Genomic DNA, 19,801 nt, shown 5'->3' with positions numbered 1-19,801 from the left:
TGTTTTTATGATTCCATAGGAATTAATACACCAGACAATTCATTTTTATTAAGAATGACCAGGCCAGTATATTTAAAGATGACTATCGAAGCGTGATGAAGATCGCAGATTACTTTTGCGAACGGGCGGAGGGATATCGTGTTTCAGAAAATGTGTCTGTTTTAAACATCACCCTTTGATTTATAGGCATTTTTCATGATGAACTTAGCATTAGCTGCTGAACGTATTTCTTTGTCTCTCTATAGTATTACAGTAACCTTTAATAATTAATTTCCTTTAGCCATTCACTTTTGATAGAGGAAAACACCTTTTTTTGTGAATCCCTGGATATATTTAAGTTAAATAAATTGATGTATTGAAATATTATTCCGCAAAAATGCGAGGCGTCTTCAGAAAAAGAATTGATAAAACAGAAGTGAATTAAAAGCGCAGTATAATAGCGGCGGGTGCTTGAGGCTGTCTGTCTCAGGCATTGGCTGAACGGCAGATAGAGAAAAGCCCCGAGTGATATTTTACCATCAACCCGAGGCCCCCTATATGCAGAACACATGTAGAGTGCCTCTTACTGACCGAAAGGTCAAGGAGAAGAGAGCAATGAAGCAGCATAAGGCGATGATTGTCGCCCTGATCGTCATCTGTATCACCGCCGTAGTGGCGGCGCTGGTAACGAGAAAAGACCTCTGTGAGGTTCACATCCGAACTGGCCAGACGGAGGTTGCTGTTTTCACGGCTTACGAATCCGAGTAAGAGCAACGGCGGGGAGTGATCCCCGCCACTTTACAGGTGCTCGCATATCTTCAACGCACCCTGGTTTTTACCCTGGCCTGCCCACGGGCAGGCTTTTGGGGAGGTTAGCGAGTCAGGTCGTCAAAAAACTTCTTCACGCCATCAAAGAAGCTCTTTGAACGCGGGCTGTTGTGCTCGCCGGTTGGGCCACCAAAGCTTTCTTGCAGTTCTTGCAGCAGCTGTTTCTGCTTCTCGTTCAAACCTACCGGTGTTTCGACAACAACGCGGCATAGCAAATCACCCTGTGCGCCACCGCGGACAGACTTGACGCCTTTACCGCGCATACGGAACAGCTTACCGGTCTGGGTTTCGCCAGGCACTTTCAGTTTGACGCGACCATCAAGGGTCGGTACTTCGATTTCACCACCCAGCGCCGCCATAGCGAAGTTGATCGGGACTTCGCAATACAGGTTGTTGCCTTCACGCTCGAAAATCGGGTGCTGTTTAACCTGAACCTGAACGTACAGATCGCCTGCCGGTGCGCCGTGTTCACCCGCTTCACCTTCGCCCGCAAGACGGATGCGGTCTCCAGTGTCCACCCCTGCCGGGATTTTAACGGACAGCGTTTTGCTGCGCTCAACACGACCATGACCATGACATTTGTTGCACGGATCTTTGATCAGCGTACCGCGGCCCTGACAGTGTGGACAGGTCTGCTGCACGGCAAAGAAACCCTGGCGCATCTGCACCTGGCCAGAACCATGACAGGTCGGACAGGTCTGCGGCTGTGTACCTGGTTTTGCACCGCTACCGTGGCAAACGTCACACTCTTCCAGAGTCGGAATGCGGATCTCTTTGGTCACGCCACGTACAGCTTCTTCGAGGGTGAGCTCCATGTTATAGCGTAAATCAGCACCGCGCGCCGCACGTTGACGACCACGTCCGCCGCCAAAAATATCGCCGAAAACGTCACCAAAAATATCGCTGAAGTCTGCGCCGCCGCCAAAACCGCCGCCGCCCATGCCGCCTTGCTCAAACGCAGCATGACCATACTGATCGTATGCCGCACGTTTTTGCGAGTCGGTCAGAACTTCATAAGCTTCCTTGATCTCTTTAAATTTCGCCTCGGCCTCTTTGTCACCCTGGTTACGGTCCGGGTGGTATTTCATGGCCAGGCGTTTGTAGGCCTTTTTGATTTCACGCTCTTCCGCTGTTTTGGAAACGCCTAAAATCTCGTAATAATCTTGCTTAGCCATCTTTTTTGATTTGCCCCTAGATGAATGCACGGGCGGAGAGGAAATTCCCCTTCGCCCGTGTCAGTATAATTACCCGTTTATAGGGCGATTATTTTTTGTCTTTGACTTCTTCAAATTCAGCGTCGACAACATCGTCATCTTTCGCGTTGTTTGCAGAAGCATCAGCACCGGCAGTCTGCTGCTGGGCATGTTGCTGCTGGGCGATTTCCATCAGTTTCTGGGAAACCTGTGCCAGTTCCTGCATTTTCGCTTCGATAGCGGCTTTGTCTTCACCTTTCAGAGCAGTTTCCAGTGCAGTCAGCGCAGACTCGATAGCAGTTTTGTCGTCAGCCGGCAGTTTGTCGCCTGCTTCTTCAACCTGCTTACGGGTGCTGTGCAGCAGATGGTCGCCCTGGTTGCGAGTCTGTACCAGCTCTTCAAACTTACGGTCAGCTTCGGCGTTAGCTTCTGCGTCGCGTACCATTTTCTGGATTTCATCTTCGTTCAGACCAGAAGAAGCCTTGATAGTGATCTTCTGCTCTTTACCGCTGTTTTTGTCTTTCGCGGAAACGTGCAGGATACCGTCAGCATCGATATCGAAGGTAACTTCGATCTGCGGCATGCCGCGCGGTGCCGGGTTGATACCATCCAGGTTGAACTGACCCAGAGATTTGTTATCAGCCGCACGTTTACGTTCACCCTGCAGCACATGGATGGTTACCGCAGACTGGTTGTCTTCAGCGGTAGAGAACACCTGGCTGTGCTTGGTCGGGATAGTGGTGTTTTTCGCGATCAGCGTGGTCATCACACCGCCCATGGTTTCGATACCCAGAGACAGCGGGGTAACGTCCAGCAGCAGTACGTCTTTTACGTCACCAGTCAGAACACCACCCTGAACAGCAGCACCGATGGCTACAGCTTCGTCCGGGTTAACATCTTTACGCGGCTCTTTACCAAAGAATTCAGCAACTTTCTTCTGAACCATTGGCATACGAGTCTGACCACCAACGAGGATAACGTCGTCGATATCAGATACGGACAGGCCAGCGTCCTGCAGTGCAACTTTCAGCGGCTCAATGGAACGGTTTACCAGATCTTCAACCAGGCTTTCCAGTTTCGCACGAGTCACTTTGATGTTCATGTGTTTCGGACCGGTCGCGTCTGCAGTGATGTACGGCAGGTTAACGTCGGTCTGCTGAGCGGAAGACAGTTCGATTTTCGCTTTTTCTGCCGCTTCTTTCAGGCGCTGCATTGCCAGCGGATCGTTGCGCAGGTCAATGCCCTGATCTTTCTTGAATTCTTCAACCAGATAGTTGATCAGACGACTGTCGAAGTCTTCACCACCCAGGTGGGTATCACCGTTGGTTGCCAGAACTTCGAAGGTTTTTTCGCCGTCAACTTCGTCGATTTCGATAATGGAAATATCGAAAGTACCACCACCCAGGTCATAAACCGCGATAGTACGGTTGCCAGTACCTTTGTCCAGACCGTAAGCCAGCGCAGCTGCGGTCGGTTCGTTGATGATACGTTTTACTTCCAGACCAGCGATACGGCCTGCGTCTTTGGTTGCCTGACGCTGAGCATCGTTAAAGTATGCCGGTACGGTAATAACAGCTTCAGTTACCGGTTCACCCAGGTAATCTTCAGCGGTTTTCTTCATTTTTTTCAGCACTTCAGCAGAGATCTGCGGCGGTGCCATTTTCTGGCCTTTAACTTCGACCCATGCGTCGCCGTTATCAGCAGCAATAATTTTGAACGGCATGATGGAAACATCACGCTGTACTTCTTCGTCCTGGAAGCGGCGGCCAATCAGGCGTTTAATCGCAAACAGGGTGTTTTGCGGGTTCGTCACTGCCTGACGTTTAGCCGGCTGACCAACCAGAGTTTCACCATCCTGGGTATAGGCAATGATAGAAGGCGTGGTGCGATCGCCTTCGGCGTTCTCCAGTACACGAGGAGTGGTGCCATCCATAATCGCTACACAAGAGTTGGTAGTACCCAGGTCGATACCAATTATTTTACCCATCTAAACGTCTCCACTATATATTCGGTCATCATGTGGTTGTGAGTCTGTAATAGGGGCGAAACGTCTGGTTTCAACTGCCCAATTTCATTTTTTTGCAGACTCACTCACTGCGGTTGACTACTAAATGGGGTCGTAACCCACGTCATCAAGGGGGAGATGCAAAAATTTTTTGTGCTTTTGCGCAGAAATTTCGCGATATGGCAGGACAAGACGTGAAACTGACAACAATTTTATTCATATAAAGAATGAATCGCAGCCAAGGCATTCATCAAAAAATTGTAATAAAAAGAAAATATTACGTACCTGAAACTTCTCTTTATCAGCAGTAAACTAGTTTCATCCCCTTACCCCTCCCCACCAAGAGAATCCTTATGAAATCCGTTATTACGATTTCCGCCAGCCTGGCGATTAGCCTGATGCTGTGCTGCACGGCGCAGGCAAACGACCATAAAATCCTCGGCGTCATTGCAATGCCGCGAAACGAAACCAACGATCTGGCGCTGAAACTTCCTGTTTGTCGCATTGTTAAACGCATACAACTCTCAGCCGACCATGGCGATTTGCAGTTAAGCGGTGCATCGATTTATTTCAAAGCCACCCGAAGCGCCAGTCAGACCCTGAATATTCCTTCAGAAATAAAAGAAGAGCAAACCACTGACTGGATCAACATTAACAGCGATAACGACAACAAACGCTGCGTCTCAAAAATCACCTTTTCCGGTCATACAGTGAACTCATCGGATATGGCCACGCTGAAAATTATCGGCGACGACTAACGCCAGAATATAGAAACCACAAAAAATGAATGTTAATTACCTGAATGATTCAGATCTGGATTTTCTCCAGCATTGTAGTGAGGAACAGTTGGCAAATTTCGCCCGGCTGCTCACCCATAATGAAAAAGGCAAAACTCGCCTCTCCAGCGTACTGATGCGCAACGAACTGTTTAAATCGATGGAAGGACATCCCGAGCGACACCGCCGCAACTGGCAGCTGATTGCCGGAGAATTTCAGCATTTTGGTGGCGATAGTATCGCCAACAAACTGCGCGGACACGGTAAATTGTATCGCGCCATTTTGCTCGATGTTTCAAAGCGATTGAAGCTGAAAGCCGACAAAGAGATGTCTACGTTTGAAATTGAGCAACAGTTACTGGAACAATTTCTGCGTAATACCTGGAAGAAAATGGACGAGGAACATAAGCAGGAGTTTCTGCACGCGGTCGATGCCAGGGTGAATGAGCTGGAAGAGCTGCTGCCGCTGCTGATGAAAGACAAATTATTGGCAAAAGGTGTGTCGCATTTGCTTTCCAGCCAATTGACCCGCATTTTACGCACCCACGCAGCAATGAGCGTGCTTGGGCATGGTTTGCTGCGCGGCGCGGGTCTGGGAGGCCCTGTGGGCGCAGCATTAAATGGGGTTAAAGCGGTCAGCGGCAGTGCCTATCGCGTGACAATTCCAGCCGTACTGCAAATCGCCTGCCTGCGCCGGATGGTTAGCGCCACTCAGGTCTGATACCGGAAACCGGGGAAAATTTTCATTTTCCCCTCAAAAGATCGTAGACACTGCCCCACTGGCTGATTATTATGCCGCGCCCTGAAAACACTACAGTTATTCAGGGAAATTATTTCACCATTCATTCGATGATGATTTTTGAGGAATTATGGGCAACACTAAGTTGGCTAATCCGGCACCGCTGGGCCTGATGGGCTTCGGCATGACCACCATTCTGCTTAACCTGCACAACGTGGGTTATTTTGCTCTGGACGGTATTATTCTTGCCATGGGCATTTTCTACGGCGGCATCGCGCAAATTTTTGCCGGTCTGCTGGAGTACAAAAAAGGCAACACTTTCGGTTTAACCGCATTCACCTCTTACGGTTCTTTCTGGCTGACGCTGGTTGCAATTCTGCTGATGCCGAAACTGGGGCTGACCGATGCGCCAAATGCACAGTTCCTTGGTGTCTACCTGGGTCTGTGGGGCATATTTACGCTGTTTATGTTCTTCGGCACGCTGAAAGGCGCACGCGTTCTGCAATTCGTTTTCTTTAGCCTGACCGTGCTGTTTGCCCTGCTGGCGATCGGTAACATTGCCGGTAACGCCGCGATCATCCACTTTGCCGGCTGGATTGGTCTTATCTGCGGTGCCAGTGCAATCTATCTGGCGATGGGTGAAGTGCTGAACGAGCAGTTTGGTCGCACCGTTCTGCCGATTGGTGAGTCTCACTAATTATTAAGCTCCCCCCGCTCGAAGGGATAAGATTGTTAACAACGTGCGCTTTGTTTATGCCGGATGCGGCGTGAACGCCTTATCCGGCCTACAAAATCGTGCAAATTCAATATATTGCAAGAAGATCGTAGGCCTGATAAGCGTAGCGCATCAGGCAGTTTTGCGTTTGTCATCAGTCTGATCCCCCCGCTTGGGGGGATTTTTTTATTCGCTAACTTCGCGTCTTGCACTCTTCGGTCTGAATGCTGCAACCACTTCCGGTGCCGTTTCAACGTATGGCCCTTCCAGCAACTGAATGCAGTACGGTACGCTGGCAAAAATACCGTGCACCACAACGTTACCCTCAGCGTCCTTCACACCTTCCAGCGTCTCTTTAATAGACTTCGGTTGACCGGGTAAGTTAAGGATCAGCGCCTGTTTGCGAATCACCCCCACCTGACGCGAAAGGATCGCAGTTGGTACAAAATGCAGGCTGATCTGGCGCATCTGTTCACCAAAGCCTGGCATCTCGCGGTCCGCTACTGCCAGCGTCGCATCGGGCGTTACGTCACGACGCGCCGGGCCAGTTCCGCCCGTGGTGAGCACCAGATGGCAACTCATTTCATCCACCAGCTCACACAACGTTTGCTCGATGATCGCCTGCTCATCGGGGATTAAGCGGGTTTCCAGTTCAAACGGCGTGGTTAGCGCCGATGTCAGCCATTCTTCCAGCGCAGGGATGCCTTTATCCTGATAAACGCCGCTGGATGCGCGATCAGAGATGGAAACTAAGCCAATACGTAAAGTATTCATCAAGATTTTTCCGTTTAAACAGTCTCGTTAAACAGAATGATACACTGCGAAGGGAGTGACAGACAGGTTTCAGAAGAGGTAGCGTGACCGACTTCCCGGTCACGCTAAGTATGATTACAGCAGATCGCCGATCATTTTTTCCAGTTTTTCCTGGTCAACAGCAAACTTACGGATACCTTCCGCCAGTTTATCTACTGCCATTGGATCCTGGTTGTGCTGCCACAGGAACTCGGACTCAGTGATACGCGCCGGACGCGCTTTCACTTCACCAGTGTAAGACAGTTTACGTTCGATATCCCCTTCGCTCTCCGCCAGCTCTTTCAGCAGTGCCGGTGCGATGGTCAGACGGTCGCAGCCTGCCAGTTCCAGAATTTCGCCGATGTTACGGAAGCTTGCGCCCATAACCACGGTTTCATAACCATGCTCTTTGTAGTACTGGTAGATTTCAGATACAGAAACCACGCCCGGATCTTCTGCCGGAGCGTACTCTTTCTTATCGGTATTCGCTTTGTACCAGTCAAGAATACGGCCAACAAACGGCGAGATCAGGAACACGCCCGCTTCCGCACAAGCACGAGCCTGAGCGAAGGAGAACAGCAGGGTCAGGTTACAGTTGATGCCTTCTTTTTCCAGCTGTTCCGCAGCACGGATACCCTGCCAGGTAGAAGCCAGTTTGATCAGAATACGATCGTTGCTAATACCTGCATCGTTGTAGAGTTTGATCAGGCGTTTTGCTTTCGCAATTGACGCTTCGGTGTCATAGGAAAGACGCGCATCAACTTCAGTTGAGATACGGCCCGGAACCAGTTTCAGGATTTCCAGACCAATATTTACGGCCAGTTTGTCGGTCGCGTCCACGATCTGCTGCGCGCGATCGTTGCTCTGCTGTTTCGCCCAGGCGACAGCATCATCAATCAACTTACGGTATTCCGGAATCTGCGCTGCGTTAAGAATGAGAGAAGGGTTGGTTGTGGCATCCTGCGGTTGATACAGCTTCATTGCCGCGATGTCCCCAGTGTCGGCCACTACGGTGGTGTACTGACGAAGGGAGGTCAATTTGTCCGTCATGATAGTATTTCTCTTTAAACAGCTTGTTAGGGGGATGTAACCGGTCTGCCCTGATGATATCACGACGCAACGTCAGCGCAACCGCCGACAAGACGGTTATCGCCAGGCGAGACTGTTTCGGATTTCTGACACTGCGTTGATATCGCCCGCCATTTTTATACAAAACCTCATGTATGCTACGCAGAAGTTATCAAGTACCTCGTAGCGTATATACTTCTTAAACAATTGGTAACGTTTACACAGGAAAGTCATCGCGACCGGCAATAAGAGGGATATGCATGCCAGATTTTTTCTCCTTTATTAACAGCGTCCTTTGGGGATCGGTAATGATTTACCTGCTCTTCGGCGCAGGTTGTTGGTTCACTTTTCGCACCGGATTTGTGCAGTTTCGCTACATCCGCCAGTTTGGCAAAAGTCTTAAAAATAGCATTCATCCACAGCCAGGCGGTTTAACCTCATTTCAGTCATTGTGTACCAGTCTTGCAGCGCGCGTGGGTAGCGGCAACCTGGCCGGCGTTGCGCTGGCAATTACCGCCGGTGGACCTGGAGCCGTCTTCTGGATGTGGGTTGCCGCATTTATCGGCATGGCGACCTCGTTTGCCGAATGTTCCCTCGCACAGCTTTATAAAGAACGTGATGCCAATGGGCAGTTTCGTGGCGGACCGGCATGGTATATGGCGCGCGGGCTGGGGATGCGCTGGATGGGCGTTCTGTTCGCCGTCTTTTTGCTCATCGCCTACGCCATAATTTTCAGCGGAGTTCAGGCGAACGCCGTTGCGCGAGCCCTGAGTTTTTCTTTTGATTTTCCCCCGCTGGTGACAGGTATTATTCTCGCTGTCTTTGCTATGCTGGCGATCACTCGCGGTCTTCATGGCGTCGCCCGGCTCATGCAGGGGTTTGTCCCGTTGATGGCGATAATCTGGGTACTGACCTGCCTGGTGATTTGCGTAATGAATATCGGGCAACTTCCCCACGTCATTTGGTCTATTTTTGAGAGTGCTTTTGGCTGGCAGGAAGCTGCAGGCGGCGCGGCGGGATATACCTTAAGCCAGGCGATTACTAACGGTTTTCAGCGCAGTATGTTTTCCAATGAGGCGGGAATGGGGTCGACGCCAAACGCGGCAGCGGCAGCTGCGTCCTGGCCTCCGCATCCGGCAGCGCAAGGAATTGTCCAGATGATTGGCATTTTTATCGACACCCTGGTCATCTGCACGGCAAGCGCCATGCTGATATTACTGGCGGGTAACGGCACAACCTACATGCCGCTGGAAGGTATTCAGCTTATCCAGAAGGCGATGCGGGTGCTAATGGGTTCCTGGGGTGCGGAGTTTGTTACCCTCGTGGTTATTCTGTTTGCCTTCAGCTCCATCGTTGCCAACTACATTTATGCCGAAAACAATCTCTTCTTTTTACGCCTGAACAACCCTAAAGCGATCTGGTGTCTGCGGATCTGCACCTTCGCAACGGTCATCGGCGGCACCTTGCTAAGTCTTCCGCTGATGTGGCAACTGGCAGATATCATTATGGCCTGCATGGCTATTACCAATTTGACCGCCATATTACTGCTCTCGCCTGTGGTTCATACCATTGCCAGTGATTATCTACGCCAGCGTAAACTCGGCGTGCGCCCGGTGTTTGATCCGTTGCGTTATCCGGAGATCGGTCGCCAGCTTTCTCCAGACGCGTGGGATGATGTTTCGCAGGAGTAATCACAACTATCGATCAACTCATTCTCTTTTTTTGCTAAAGTCGGCATAAATTTCCTGCAAGGACTGGATATGCTGATTCTTATTTCACCTGCGAAAACGCTTGATTACCAAAGCCCGTTGACCACCACGCGCTATACGCTGCCGGAGCTGTTAGACAACGCCCAGCAGCTGATCCATGAAGCGCGGAAACTGACGCCCCCGCAGATTAGCTCCCTGATGCGCATCAGCGACAAACTGGCGGGTATCAACGCCGCTCGCTTTCATGACTGGCAGCCAGATTTCACACCGGAGAATGCCCGCCAGGCAATTCTGGCGTTTAAAGGTGATGTCTACACTGGCTTGCAGGCCGAAACCTTCAGCGAAGACGATTTCGATTTTGCCCAACAGCATTTGCGAATGCTTTCCGGCTTGTATGGCGTACTGCGCCCGCTCGATTTAATGCAGCCTTATCGTCTGGAAATGGGGATCCGTCTTGAGAATGCCCGAGGGAAAGATCTGTATCAATTCTGGGGAGATATCATCACCAACAAGCTGAACGAGGCGCTCGCAGCACAAGGCGATAATGTAGTGATAAATCTGGCGTCAGATGAGTATTTTAAATCGGTGAAGCCGAAGAAATTGAATGCCGAGATTATCAAGCCAGTGTTCCTCGATGAGAAGAACGGCAAATTTAAGATAATCAGCTTCTACGCTAAGAAAGCACGCGGTCTGATGAGTCGTTTCATTATTGAAAATCGGCTGACCAAACCAGAGCAACTGACTGGTTTTAATAGCGAAGGTTACTTCTTTGATGAAGCTTCCTCCAGCAATGGCGAACTGGTGTTTAAACGCTACGAGCAGCGTTAAGTTTGTAGTCAATGTCGGATGCGGCGTGAACACCTTATCCGGCCTACAAAAGCATGCAGATTCAATATATTGCAGAATTCACGTAGGCCTGATAAGACGCGCCAGCGTCGCATCAGGCGCTGAATGCCGGATAGTTACCCGGCATTTGTTATTTAGCGGTGATGTTTGCCTGGACCATGACCGCCGTGATGATCATGAGGAGCTTTCTTATGGTGGCGCGGCGATGGCGGCGGTCCATATGGGTGCCAGCGATTGCCTCGCCATTCATAATGTTGTTTCCACCAGCCGTGGTCGCGCCAGTGACCGCCATCCCAGTAATAGCCACGATTATCACGATCGCCTATCTGTAATTTTACTGACGGGACTAGCGTAATTTCCGCAGCCTGCGCTGCCATGGGAGCGACCAGAACCAGGGAAAGTGCGAGTACGATAGATTGCATCTTTTTCACAGGTTACTCCTTTTATCATTGCCCGTTATGGGTCGATATCCGGAGATTACGCGATGAGAACGGCAGTTGTTATTCTCCGCAATCCTAATCTCTAAGTTACCGCATTTATTGAGAATTTCTCCTTTTTCCCTGTCGTTTTTCTCCATATTTTCTTCATAAAAAAGCCGGGCTGCATAAAAGCAAACCCGGCCTGATTGAGATAATGAATAGATGTTACTGATGATTCATCATCAATTTACGCAACGCAGCAAAATCGGCGGGCAGGTTATGCGAAAGCAAGGGTAAATCAGCACGTTCTGCCAGCTCTTTTGGCAGATCCAACGTTTCACCGAGAATCGCTTCCACGCTCTCTTTAAATTTCGCCGGATGCGCGGTGCCGAGGAACAAGCCATATTCGCCTGGATTCAACTGGTCACGCAGCGCACGATAAGCTACGGCAGCGTGCGGCTCCGAGGTATAGCCCAGTTCTTTTAACTCACGCATTGTCTGTTGCGTGGTTTCATCATCCACGGCTGCATACCCCAGCTCTTTCAGTTGCCAGATTTTGCGGCGGAACAACTCTTCCACACGCGGCCAGTTGTTTGGCTGGCTAACATCCATCGCATTGGATAACGTCGCCTGAGTCGCTTTGGGTGACCACTGACCGTCGTGCAGGAAACGTGGTACGGTATCGTTCACGTTGGTCGCAGCAATAAAACGTTTTACCGGCAGACCGAGTGACTTCGCCAGCAGACCCGCCGTCAAATCGCCGAAGTTTCCGCTTGGCACCGAGACTACCAGCTGGTTGCGCGCTTCCTGCGGCAGCTGCGCAACAGCTTCAAAGTAGTAGCAAATCTGCGCCAGCAAACGGCTGATGTTAATCGAGTTAGCTGAGTTTAACCCCAGCGCCACTTTCAGTTCTTCATCATCAAACGCCTGCTTCACCAGCGCCTGACAGGCATCGAAATCGCCGTCGATGGCAACAGTTTCGATATTGCCGCCCAATGTACAGAACAGTTTTTCTTGCAGTGGACTGATTTTGCCTCGTGGATAGAGGATAACCACTTTCACATTCGGTAAACCGTAGAAAGCATGAGCCACTGCCGCTCCAGTATCACCGGATGTCGCGGTCAGAATGGTCACTGGCTTATCGCCCGCAATATGGGTCAGCATTTGTGCCATAAAGCGACCGCCGAAATCTTTAAATGCCAGCGTTGGCCCGTGGAACAATTCCAGACAACCGACATCGCTTTCAACATTGGCGACCGGAGCCGGGAAGGCAAACGCCGCACGTACGCGCTCTTCCAGGATTTCCTGCGAGATTTCATCACCAATAAACGCCGAGAGGATCTTCGCACTGCGGGTGACAAAATCCAGCTTCAGCATCTCATCAATTTCAGTCAGGCTGAATTCCGGCAGGTCGTGCGGAAAAAACAGCCCCTGATTTTTGCCCAACCCCTGGGTTACGGCTTGCGCAAAGCTGACCTGCTCATTGTGATCTTTCAGATTGTAGAGTTTCATTTAGTTTTCCAGTACTCGTGCGCCCGCCGTATCCAGCTGGCAAATATGAACAAAACCTTCCTGATTTTGCAGGTAGTTCTTACCCAACCAGTCGGCAACGCGCTGGGCGGTATCCGGCTTGTCACACAGAGCGAACAAGGTCGGGCCGGAGCCGGAGATACCGCTCGCTACCGCGCCGATTTCCGCAACCGCCTGCCGCGCCTGCCGGAAGCCAGGCAATAACCGTTCACGGTAGGGTTCAGCGATAACATCTTTCATCAGCTTCGCGGCAAGCTCAGGCTGACGGGAATAGCAGGCGTGAATGAAGCCTGCCAAATGTCGCCCGTGCGCAATGCAATCCTGGCGGCGATACTGCGCCGGTAAAATAGCCCTGGCTTCTGCCGTCGAGACTTTAATCCCCGGATACGCCAGCACCCACAGCCACTCATCAAACCCTGGCACTTGCTGGCTGATGATGTCGTTTTCTTCGATCATCAACTGCATACCACCAAGAAAACACGGTGCCACGTTGTCGTAATGAATGCTGCCGGAGATACGCCCTTCCAGCTCGCCCATCAAAGCCAGCAAACGAGTGTCATTAAGCGGCTTGCCACAGTGTTCATTCATCGCCATCAGCGCCGCGACCACCGAACAGGCGCTGGAGCCTAAGCCCGAACCGATCGGCATATTCTTTTCCAGAGTCATCGCCACTGGAATTTGCTTGCCAAGCTCCTGGCAAAAACGCTCCCAGCACTGATAAACGATATTTTCCCGTGGCTCTGACGGCAGCTTATCGGCAAAGCGTCCGAGGTTGTTGAGACTGAATGTCTCTGCCGCCTCAACCGTGACTACATCTCCGAGCAATGCACCATCAACAGGTGTCACCGCCGCCCCGAGCACATCAAACCCGACGCTCATATTGGCACTGGAAGCCGGGGCATAAACTTTAACCATGTCAGACTCCTAACTTCCATGAGAGGGTACGTAGCAGATCAGCAAAGACACCGGCAGCTGTAACGTCATTGCCCGCACCATATCCGCGCAGTACCAACGGAAGCGGCTGATAATAGTGGCTATAGAAGGCCAGGGCGTTTTCGCCATTTTTCACTTTGAACAGCGGATCATTACCATCCACTTCGGCAATCTTCACGCGGCAGACGCCATCTTCATCAATATTGCCAACATAGCGCAAAACTTTTCCTTCATCACGGGCCTTCGCCACACGCGCGGCAAAGAGATCGTCGAGCTGTGACAGATTCGCCATAAAAGCGGCGACATCACCCTCGGCGTTAAACTCTGCGGGCAGCACAGGTTCAATTTCAATATCCGCCAGCTCCAGTTCACGTCCCGTTTCACGAGCGAGAATCAATAGCTTACGCGCCACATCCATACCAGAAAGATCATCTCGCGGGTCCGGTTCGGTATAACCCATTTCCCGCGCCAGTGTGGTCGCCTCGGAGAAACTCATGCCTTCGTCTAACTTGCCGAAGATATAAGAAAGCGAACCTGAAAGAATGCCGGAGAACTTCATCAATTCATCACCAGCATTGAGCAGATTTTGCAGGTTCTCAATAACCGGTAATCCAGCCCCAACGTTGGTGTCATAGAGGAATTTACGCCGCGATTTTTCCGCCGCATAACGCAACTGATGGTAGTAATCCATCGACGAGGTGTTGGCCTTTTTGTTCGGCGTAACAACGTGGAAACCTTCGCGCAGGAAGTCGGCATATTGATCCGCCACTGCCTGGCTGGAAGTACAGTCAACAATGACCGGGTTCAGCAGATGATATTCTTTCACGAGGCGAATTAAGCGCCCGAGATTAAACGGCTCTTTGGCTTGCGCCAGTTCTTCCTGCCAGTTTTCCAGATTAAGGCCATGTACATTGGTGAGCAGTGCCTTCGAGTTAGCAACACCGCAGACACGTAAGTCGATATGTTTATTCTTCAACCAGCTTTGCTGACGCTTCAGTTGCTCCAGCAGCGCACCGCCAACGCCACCGACGCCAATCACAAACACTTCGATAACCTGATCGGTATTGAACAGCATCTGATGAGTAACGCGCACGCCAGTGGTCGCATCATCGTTATTGACCACGACAGAGATTGAGCGTTCAGAAGATCCCTGAGCAATGGCGACAATGTTGATATTGGCGCGGGCCAGCGCGGCAAAGAATTTCGCCGAGATCCCACGTAAGGTGCGCATACCATCACCTACCACCGAGATAATGGCCAGCCGTTCCGTCACCGCCAACGGCTCCAGTAAGCCTTCTTTCAGTTCCAGGTAGAACTCTTCCTGCATTGCCCGTTCAGCTCGCACACAGTCGCTTTGCGGAACGCAGAAACTGATACTGTATTCGGAAGATGATTGCGTAATCAGCACCACGGAAATACGGGCGCGTGACATCGCTGCAAAGACGCGCGCCGCCATGCCAACCATCCCTTTCATCCCCGGGCCGGAAACGCTGAACATTGCCATGTTATTCAGATTGGAAATGCCCTTGACCGGTAATTCGTCTTCATCACGGCTGGCACCAATGAGCGTACCTGGTGCTTGAGGATTTCCGGTATTTTTAATCAGGCAAGGGATCTGAAACTGGGCGATGGGGGTAATTGTGCGGGGGTGAAGAACTTTAGCGCCGAAGTAGGAAAGCTCCATCGCTTCCTGGTAGGACATCGACTTCAACAACCTCGCATCGGGCACCTGACGCGGGTCGCAGGTATAAACACCGTCAACATCCGTCCAGATCTCGCAACAATCGGCGCGTAAACAGGCCGCCAGCACCGCAGCGGAGTAGTCGGAACCGTTGCGTCCAAGCACCACCAGCTCGCCTTTTTCATTACCGGCAGTGAAACCAGCCATCAGCACCATGTGGTCAGCCGGAATGCGGCTTGCCGCAATACGGCGGGTGGATTCAGCAATATCAACGGTAGATTCGAGGTAATGCCCCACTGCAAGCAGTTTTTCGACCGGATCGATAACGGTAACGTTGTGACCACGCGCTTCTAACACGCCGGCCATAATGGCGATCGACATTTTCTCGCCACGGCAAATCAGCGCAGCGTTGATGCTATCCGGGCACTGCCCCAACAAACTGATGCCATGCAGGACATGTTTTATTTGGGCAAATTCCTGGTCGACGAAAGTTTTCAATTGTGCCAGCGGAAATCCCGGCTGGGCGGCGGCGAGTCCCGTCAGAAGTTCGGCAAAAATACGTTCGGCATCGCTGATATTGGGTAAAGCATCCTGGCCGCTAATGGTTTTTTCAATCATCGCTACCAGATGGTTGGTAATTTTGGCGGGGGCAGAGAGGACGGTCGCCACCTGCCCCTGCCTGGCATTGCTTTCCAGAATATCGGCAACCCGCAGAAAACGTTCTGCATTTGCCACTGATGTACCGCCGAACTTCAACACTCGCATGGTTGTTACCTCGTTACCTTTGGTCGAAAAAAAAGCCCGCACTGTCAGGTGCGGGCTTTTTTCTGTGTTTCCTGTACGCGTCAGCCCGCACCGTTACCTGTGGTAATGGTGATGGTGGTGGTAATGGTGGTGCTAATGCGTTTCATGGATGTTGTGTACTCTGTAATTTTTATCTGTCTGTGCGCTATGCCTATATTGGTTAAAGTATTTAGTGACCTAAGTCAATAAAATTTTAATTTACTCACGGCAGGTAACCAGTTCAGAAGCTGCTATCAGACACTCTTTTTTTAATCCACACAGAGACATATTGCCCGTTGCAGTCAGAATGAAAAGCTGAAAATCACTTACTAAGGCGTTTTTTATTTGGTGATATTTTTTTCAATATCATGCAGCAAACGGTGCAACATTGCCGTGTCTCGTTGCTCTAAAAGCCCCAGGCGTTGTTGTAACCAGTCGACCAGTTTTATGTCATCTGCCACTGCCAGAGTCGTCAGCAATGTCATGGCTCGTTCGCGTAAAGCTTGCAGTTGATGTTGGTCTGCCGTTGTGTCACTTTTCGCCGGTTGTTGTATTAATGTTGCTAATTGATAGCAATAGACCATCACTGCCTGCCCCAGATTGAGCGAAGGATAATCCGCCACCATCGGCACACCAGTAAGAACGTCAGCCAACGCTAACTCTTCGTTAGTCAGCCCGGAATCTTCGCGACCAAACACCAGAGCGGCATGGCTCATCCATGAAGATTTTTCCTCTAACAGCGGCACCAGTTCTACTGGCGTAGCGTAGTAATGATATTTCGCCCGACTGCGCGCAGTGGTGGCAACAGTGAAATCGACATCGTGTAACGATTCAGCTAGTGTCGGGAAAACTTTAATATTATCAATAATATCACCAGATCCATGTGCGACCCAACGGGCGGCTGGCTCCAGGTGTGCCTGACTATCAACAATCCGCAGTTCGCTAAAACCCATCGTTTTCATTGCCCGCGCCGCTGCCCCAATATTTTCTGCTCTGGCGGGTGCAACCAGAATAATCGTTATACGCATATTGCCACTCTTCTTGACCAAATAACCGCGAACAGGGTGATCATTGTCAACTTATTACGCGTTGAGAATTTACAAATTCTTAACGTAAGTCGCAGGAAAAGCCCTTTGCTTAGCTTAAAAAAAGCTAAACTATTTCCTGACTGTACTAACGATTGAATTGTTAAAAAATGCTACATATCCTTCTGTTTACTTAGGATAATTTTATAAAAAATAAATCTCGATAATTGGATTCACCACGTTTATTAGTTGTATGAAGCAACTAGTTGGATTATTAAAATAATGTGACGAAAGCTAGCATTTAGATACGATCATTTCATCAAACTGTTAACGTGCTACAATTGAACTTGATATATGTCAACGAAGCGTAGTTTTATTGGGTGTCCTGCCCCTCTTAGCCTGTTATATTGCTGTTAAAATGGTTAGGATGACAGCCGTTTTTGACACTGTCGGGTCCTGAGGGAAAGTACCCACGACCAAGCTAATGATGTTGTTGACGTTGATGGAAAGTGCATCAAGAACGCAATTACGTACTTTAGTCATGTTACGCCGATCATGTTAATTTGCAGCATGCATCAGGCAGGTCAGGGACTTTTGTACTTCCTGTTTCGATTTAGTTGGCAATTTAGGTAGCAAACATGCAGACCCCGCACATTCTTATCGTTGAAGACGAGTTGGTAACACGCAACACGTTGAAAAGTATTTTCGAAGCGGAAGGCTATGATGTTTTCGAAGCGACAGATGGCGCGGAAATGCATCAGATCCTCTCTGAATATGACATCAACCTGGTGATCATGGATATCAATCTGCCGGGTAAAAACGGTCTTCTGTTAGCGCGTGAACTGCGCGAGCAGGCGAATGTTGCGTTGATGTTCCTGACTGGCCGTGACAACGAAGTCGATAAAATTCTCGGCCTCGAAATCGGTGCAGATGACTACATCACCAAACCGTTCAACCCGCGTGAACTGACTATTCGTGCACGCAACCTGCTGTCCCGTACCATGAATCTGGGTACTGTCAGCGAAGAACGTCGTAGCGTTGAAAGCTACAAGTTCAATGGTTGGGAACTGGACATCAACAGCCGTTCGTTGATCGGCCCTGATGGCGAGCAGTACAAGCTGCCGCGCAGCGAGTTCCGCGCCATGCTTCACTTCTGTGAAAACCCAGGCAAAATTCAGTCCCGTGCTGAACTGCTGAAGAAAATGACCGGCCGTGAGCTGAAACCGCACGACCGTACTGTAGACGTGACGATCCGCCGTATTCGTAAACATTTCGAATCTACGCCGGATACGCCGGAAATCATCGCCACCATTCACGGTGAAGGTTATCGCTTCTGCGGTGATCTGGAAGATTAATCGGCTTTACCACCGTCAAAAAAACGGCGCTTTTTAGCGCCGTTTTTATTTTTCAACCTTATTTCCAGATACGTAATTCATCGTCCGTTGTAACTTCTTTACTGGCTTTCATTTTCGGCAGTGAAAACGCATACCAGTCGATATTACGGGTCACAAACATCATGCCGGCCAGCGCCACCACCAGCACACTGGTTCCCAACAACAGCGCGCTATCGGCAGAGTTGAGCAGTCCCCACATCACACCATCCAGCAACAACAGCGCGAGGGTAAACAACATGCTATTACGCCAGCCTTTCAATACCGCCTGCAAATAAATACCGTTCATTAACGCCCCAATCAGACTGGCGATTATCCATGCCACAGTAAAACCGGTATGTTCAGAAAGCGCCAGCAAGAGCAAATAAAACATCACCAATGACAGCCCCACCAGCAAATATTGCATTGGGTGTAAACGTTGCGCGGTGAGCGTTTCAAAAACAAAGAATGCCATAAAAGTCAGCGCAATCAGCAGAATGGCGTACTTAGTCGCCCGGTCCGTTAATTGGTATTGATCGGCTGGCGTCGTCACTGCGACGCTAAACGCGGGGAAGTTTTCCCAGCCGGTATCATTGCCTGAAGCAAAACGCTCACCGAGATTATTAGCAAACCAGCTACTTTGCCATTGCGCTTGAAAACCTGACTCGCTAACTTCCCGTTTGGCTGGTAGAAAATCACCTAAAAAACTGGGATGCGGCCAGTTGCTGGTTAAGGTCATTTCGCTATTACGCCCGCCAGGCACCACAGAAAGATCGCCGGTACCGCTTAAATTCAGCGCCACATTCAGCTTCAGGTTCTGCTTGCGCCAGTCCCCTTCGGGTAAAGGGATATGCACGCCCTGCCCGCCTTGCTCTAACCCGGTGCCGGGTTCAATGGTCAGCGCCGTACCGTTAACTTCAGGCGCTTTCACCACACCAATACCACGCGCATCCCCGACGCTAATCACAATAAATGGCTTGCCTAAGGTGATATTTGGCGCGTCGAGTTCGCTAAGACGCGAAACATCGAAATCGGCTTTTAGCGTTAAATCACTGTGCCAGACCTGACCGGTATAGATGCCTATCTTGCGTTCTTCCACATTCTGATTGCCATCAACCATCAATGACTCAGGTAACCAAAAATGAATAAAACTTCGTTTCCGCTCCACGGTTTTATCGTCTTCCTGCACCGTATAAAGCTCGGTCACAGGAATAGCGATGAGCGGCCCAACGAGTTTTTGCGGCCCGCTGGTACTTTGGCGAATCACATCTTCCACATCGCTACGGTAATCGGCACGTTCGACAATCACCTGCCGAATCAGCATTATCGGAATCAACAACAGCAATACTGCACCAAACAAGGTGGTCATTTTCCAGAACAGGGGGGATTTCAACATAGTCTTCTCCTTTG

19 protein-coding genes and 1 other annotated feature are annotated in these 19,801 nt (G+C 50.3%); of the genes, 7 read left to right on the top strand and 12 right to left on the bottom strand.

From position 1 onward, the window contains the following. Window positions 1–594 precede the first annotated feature (594 nt). Window positions 595–747 (top strand): type I toxin-antitoxin system toxin MokC, encoded by a 153-nt coding sequence (gene mokC, locus C4F37_RS08270; protein WP_000809168.1) that lies wholly within the window; start codon window positions 595–597, stop codon window positions 745–747. Window positions 748–851: 104 nt separating this feature from the next. Here the strand turns inward: mokC and dnaJ are convergent, their stop codons facing one another. After that, window positions 852–1,982: a molecular chaperone DnaJ gene (dnaJ, locus tag C4F37_RS08265; protein ID WP_001118464.1), complete on the bottom strand. Its 1,131-nt coding sequence runs from the start codon at window positions 1,980–1,982 to the stop codon at window positions 852–854. 88 nt (window positions 1,983–2,070) lie between these two features. Next, window positions 2,071–3,987, bottom strand: a complete 1,917-nt coding sequence (gene dnaK, locus C4F37_RS08260) for a molecular chaperone DnaK (protein WP_000516135.1) — start codon at window positions 3,985–3,987, stop codon at window positions 2,071–2,073. A 371-nt stretch (window positions 3,988–4,358) separates the two neighbouring features. On the opposite strand from dnaK, the gene C4F37_RS08255 reads away from it, so the two are divergent. The 3 genes from C4F37_RS08255 to satP all read left to right on the top strand — a co-directional run bounded on the left by C4F37_RS08255 (window position 4,359) and on the right by satP (window position 6,217). Beyond that, complete coding sequence (locus C4F37_RS08255) at window positions 4,359–4,763, top strand: DUF2541 family protein (protein WP_000843687.1); 405 nt, start codon at window positions 4,359–4,361, stop codon at window positions 4,761–4,763. A 25-nt stretch (window positions 4,764–4,788) separates the two neighbouring features. Continuing rightward, on the top strand, window positions 4,789–5,502 hold the full coding sequence (gene msyB, locus C4F37_RS08250) for an acidic protein MsyB (RefSeq protein ID WP_001102391.1): 714 nt from the start codon (window positions 4,789–4,791) through the stop codon (window positions 5,500–5,502). 148 nt (window positions 5,503–5,650) lie between these two features. After that, window positions 5,651–6,217 carry an acetate uptake transporter gene (gene satP / locus C4F37_RS08245; RefSeq protein WP_000528533.1) on the top strand — a complete coding sequence of 189 codons (567 nt, stop codon included), beginning with the start codon at window positions 5,651–5,653 and terminating at the stop codon, window positions 6,215–6,217. A gap of 204 nt (window positions 6,218–6,421) precedes the next feature. On the opposite strand, the gene mog is transcribed toward satP, so the two are convergent. Both mog and tal read right to left on the bottom strand, forming a co-directional pair. Continuing rightward, window positions 6,422–7,009 carry a molybdopterin adenylyltransferase gene (gene mog / locus C4F37_RS08240; protein WP_001094685.1) on the bottom strand — a complete coding sequence of 196 codons (588 nt, stop codon included), beginning with the start codon at window positions 7,007–7,009 and terminating at the stop codon, window positions 6,422–6,424. Between the two features lie 114 nt (window positions 7,010–7,123). Then, window positions 7,124–8,077: a transaldolase gene (tal, locus tag C4F37_RS08235; protein ID WP_001540649.1), complete on the bottom strand. Its 954-nt coding sequence runs from the start codon at window positions 8,075–8,077 to the stop codon at window positions 7,124–7,126. Window positions 8,078–8,355: 278 nt separating this feature from the next. Here tal and C4F37_RS08230 point away from each other — a divergent pair, with 278 nt between their 5' ends. Together C4F37_RS08230 and yaaA are read left to right on the top strand one after the other, a co-directional pair. Beyond that, window positions 8,356–9,786 (top strand): alanine/glycine:cation symporter family protein, encoded by a 1,431-nt coding sequence (locus tag C4F37_RS08230; RefSeq protein ID WP_001540647.1) that lies wholly within the window; start codon window positions 8,356–8,358, stop codon window positions 9,784–9,786. 69 nt (window positions 9,787–9,855) lie between these two features. Further along, window positions 9,856–10,632 carry a peroxide stress protein YaaA gene (gene yaaA, locus C4F37_RS08225; RefSeq protein WP_000906185.1) on the top strand — a complete coding sequence of 259 codons (777 nt, stop codon included), beginning with the start codon at window positions 9,856–9,858 and terminating at the stop codon, window positions 10,630–10,632. 152 nt (window positions 10,633–10,784) lie between these two features. Here the strand turns inward: yaaA and C4F37_RS08220 are convergent, their stop codons facing one another. From C4F37_RS08220 to yjjY, 7 genes are all read right to left on the bottom strand, one after another. Then, window positions 10,785–11,081 carry a DUF2502 domain-containing protein gene (locus tag C4F37_RS08220; protein WP_001540645.1) on the bottom strand — a complete coding sequence of 99 codons (297 nt, stop codon included), beginning with the start codon at window positions 11,079–11,081 and terminating at the stop codon, window positions 10,785–10,787. Window positions 11,082–11,294: 213 nt separating this feature from the next. Continuing rightward, window positions 11,295–12,581 (bottom strand): threonine synthase, encoded by a 1,287-nt coding sequence (gene thrC, locus C4F37_RS08215; RefSeq protein ID WP_000781087.1) that lies wholly within the window; start codon window positions 12,579–12,581, stop codon window positions 11,295–11,297. Further along, window positions 12,582–13,514 carry a homoserine kinase gene (thrB, locus tag C4F37_RS08210; protein ID WP_000241659.1) on the bottom strand — a complete coding sequence of 311 codons (933 nt, stop codon included), beginning with the start codon at window positions 13,512–13,514 and terminating at the stop codon, window positions 12,582–12,584. Window position 13,515: 1 nt separating this feature from the next. Beyond that, the gene (thrA, locus tag C4F37_RS08205; RefSeq protein ID WP_001264707.1) at window positions 13,516–15,978 is read right to left on the bottom strand and encodes a bifunctional aspartate kinase/homoserine dehydrogenase I; all 2,463 of its coding nucleotides are present in this window, start codon (window positions 15,976–15,978) and stop codon (window positions 13,516–13,518) included. A gap of 25 nt (window positions 15,979–16,003) precedes the next feature. Next, window positions 16,004–16,123 (bottom strand) — a sequence feature (Thr leader region). Then, entirely contained in the window at window positions 16,059–16,124 is a 66-nt protein-coding gene (gene thrL, locus C4F37_RS08200; protein ID WP_001386572.1) for a thr operon leader peptide, read from the bottom strand. Its footprint overlaps the feature before it by 65 nt. A 213-nt stretch (window positions 16,125–16,337) precedes the next feature. After that, window positions 16,338–17,024, bottom strand: coding sequence for a tRNA/rRNA methyltransferase (locus tag C4F37_RS08195; protein WP_001540643.1), 687 nt, complete (start codon window positions 17,022–17,024; stop codon window positions 16,338–16,340). Window positions 17,025–17,423: 399 nt separating this feature from the next. Then, complete coding sequence (gene yjjY, locus C4F37_RS08190; protein WP_001295754.1) at window positions 17,424–17,564, bottom strand: protein YjjY; 141 nt, start codon at window positions 17,562–17,564, stop codon at window positions 17,424–17,426. A gap of 95 nt (window positions 17,565–17,659) precedes the next feature. On the opposite strand from yjjY, the gene arcA reads away from it, so the two are divergent. Continuing rightward, window positions 17,660–18,376, top strand: coding sequence for a two-component system response regulator ArcA (gene arcA, locus C4F37_RS08185; RefSeq protein ID WP_001194358.1), 717 nt, complete (start codon window positions 17,660–17,662; stop codon window positions 18,374–18,376). A gap of 58 nt (window positions 18,377–18,434) precedes the next feature. Here the strand turns inward: arcA and creD are convergent, their stop codons facing one another. Continuing rightward, on the bottom strand, window positions 18,435–19,787 hold the full coding sequence (creD, locus tag C4F37_RS08180; protein ID WP_001540641.1) for a cell envelope integrity protein CreD: 1,353 nt from the start codon (window positions 19,785–19,787) through the stop codon (window positions 18,435–18,437). Between the last annotated feature and the right edge of the window lie 14 nt (window positions 19,788–19,801).

Origin of the sequence: Escherichia sp. R1 (assembly GCF_003000935.1) — a bacterium.
Lineage (GTDB): Bacteria > Pseudomonadota > Gammaproteobacteria > Enterobacterales > Enterobacteriaceae > Escherichia > Escherichia coli.
The sequence above is the reverse complement of the archived record's forward strand: the minus strand, read 5'-3'. Positions and strand labels throughout refer to the sequence as shown.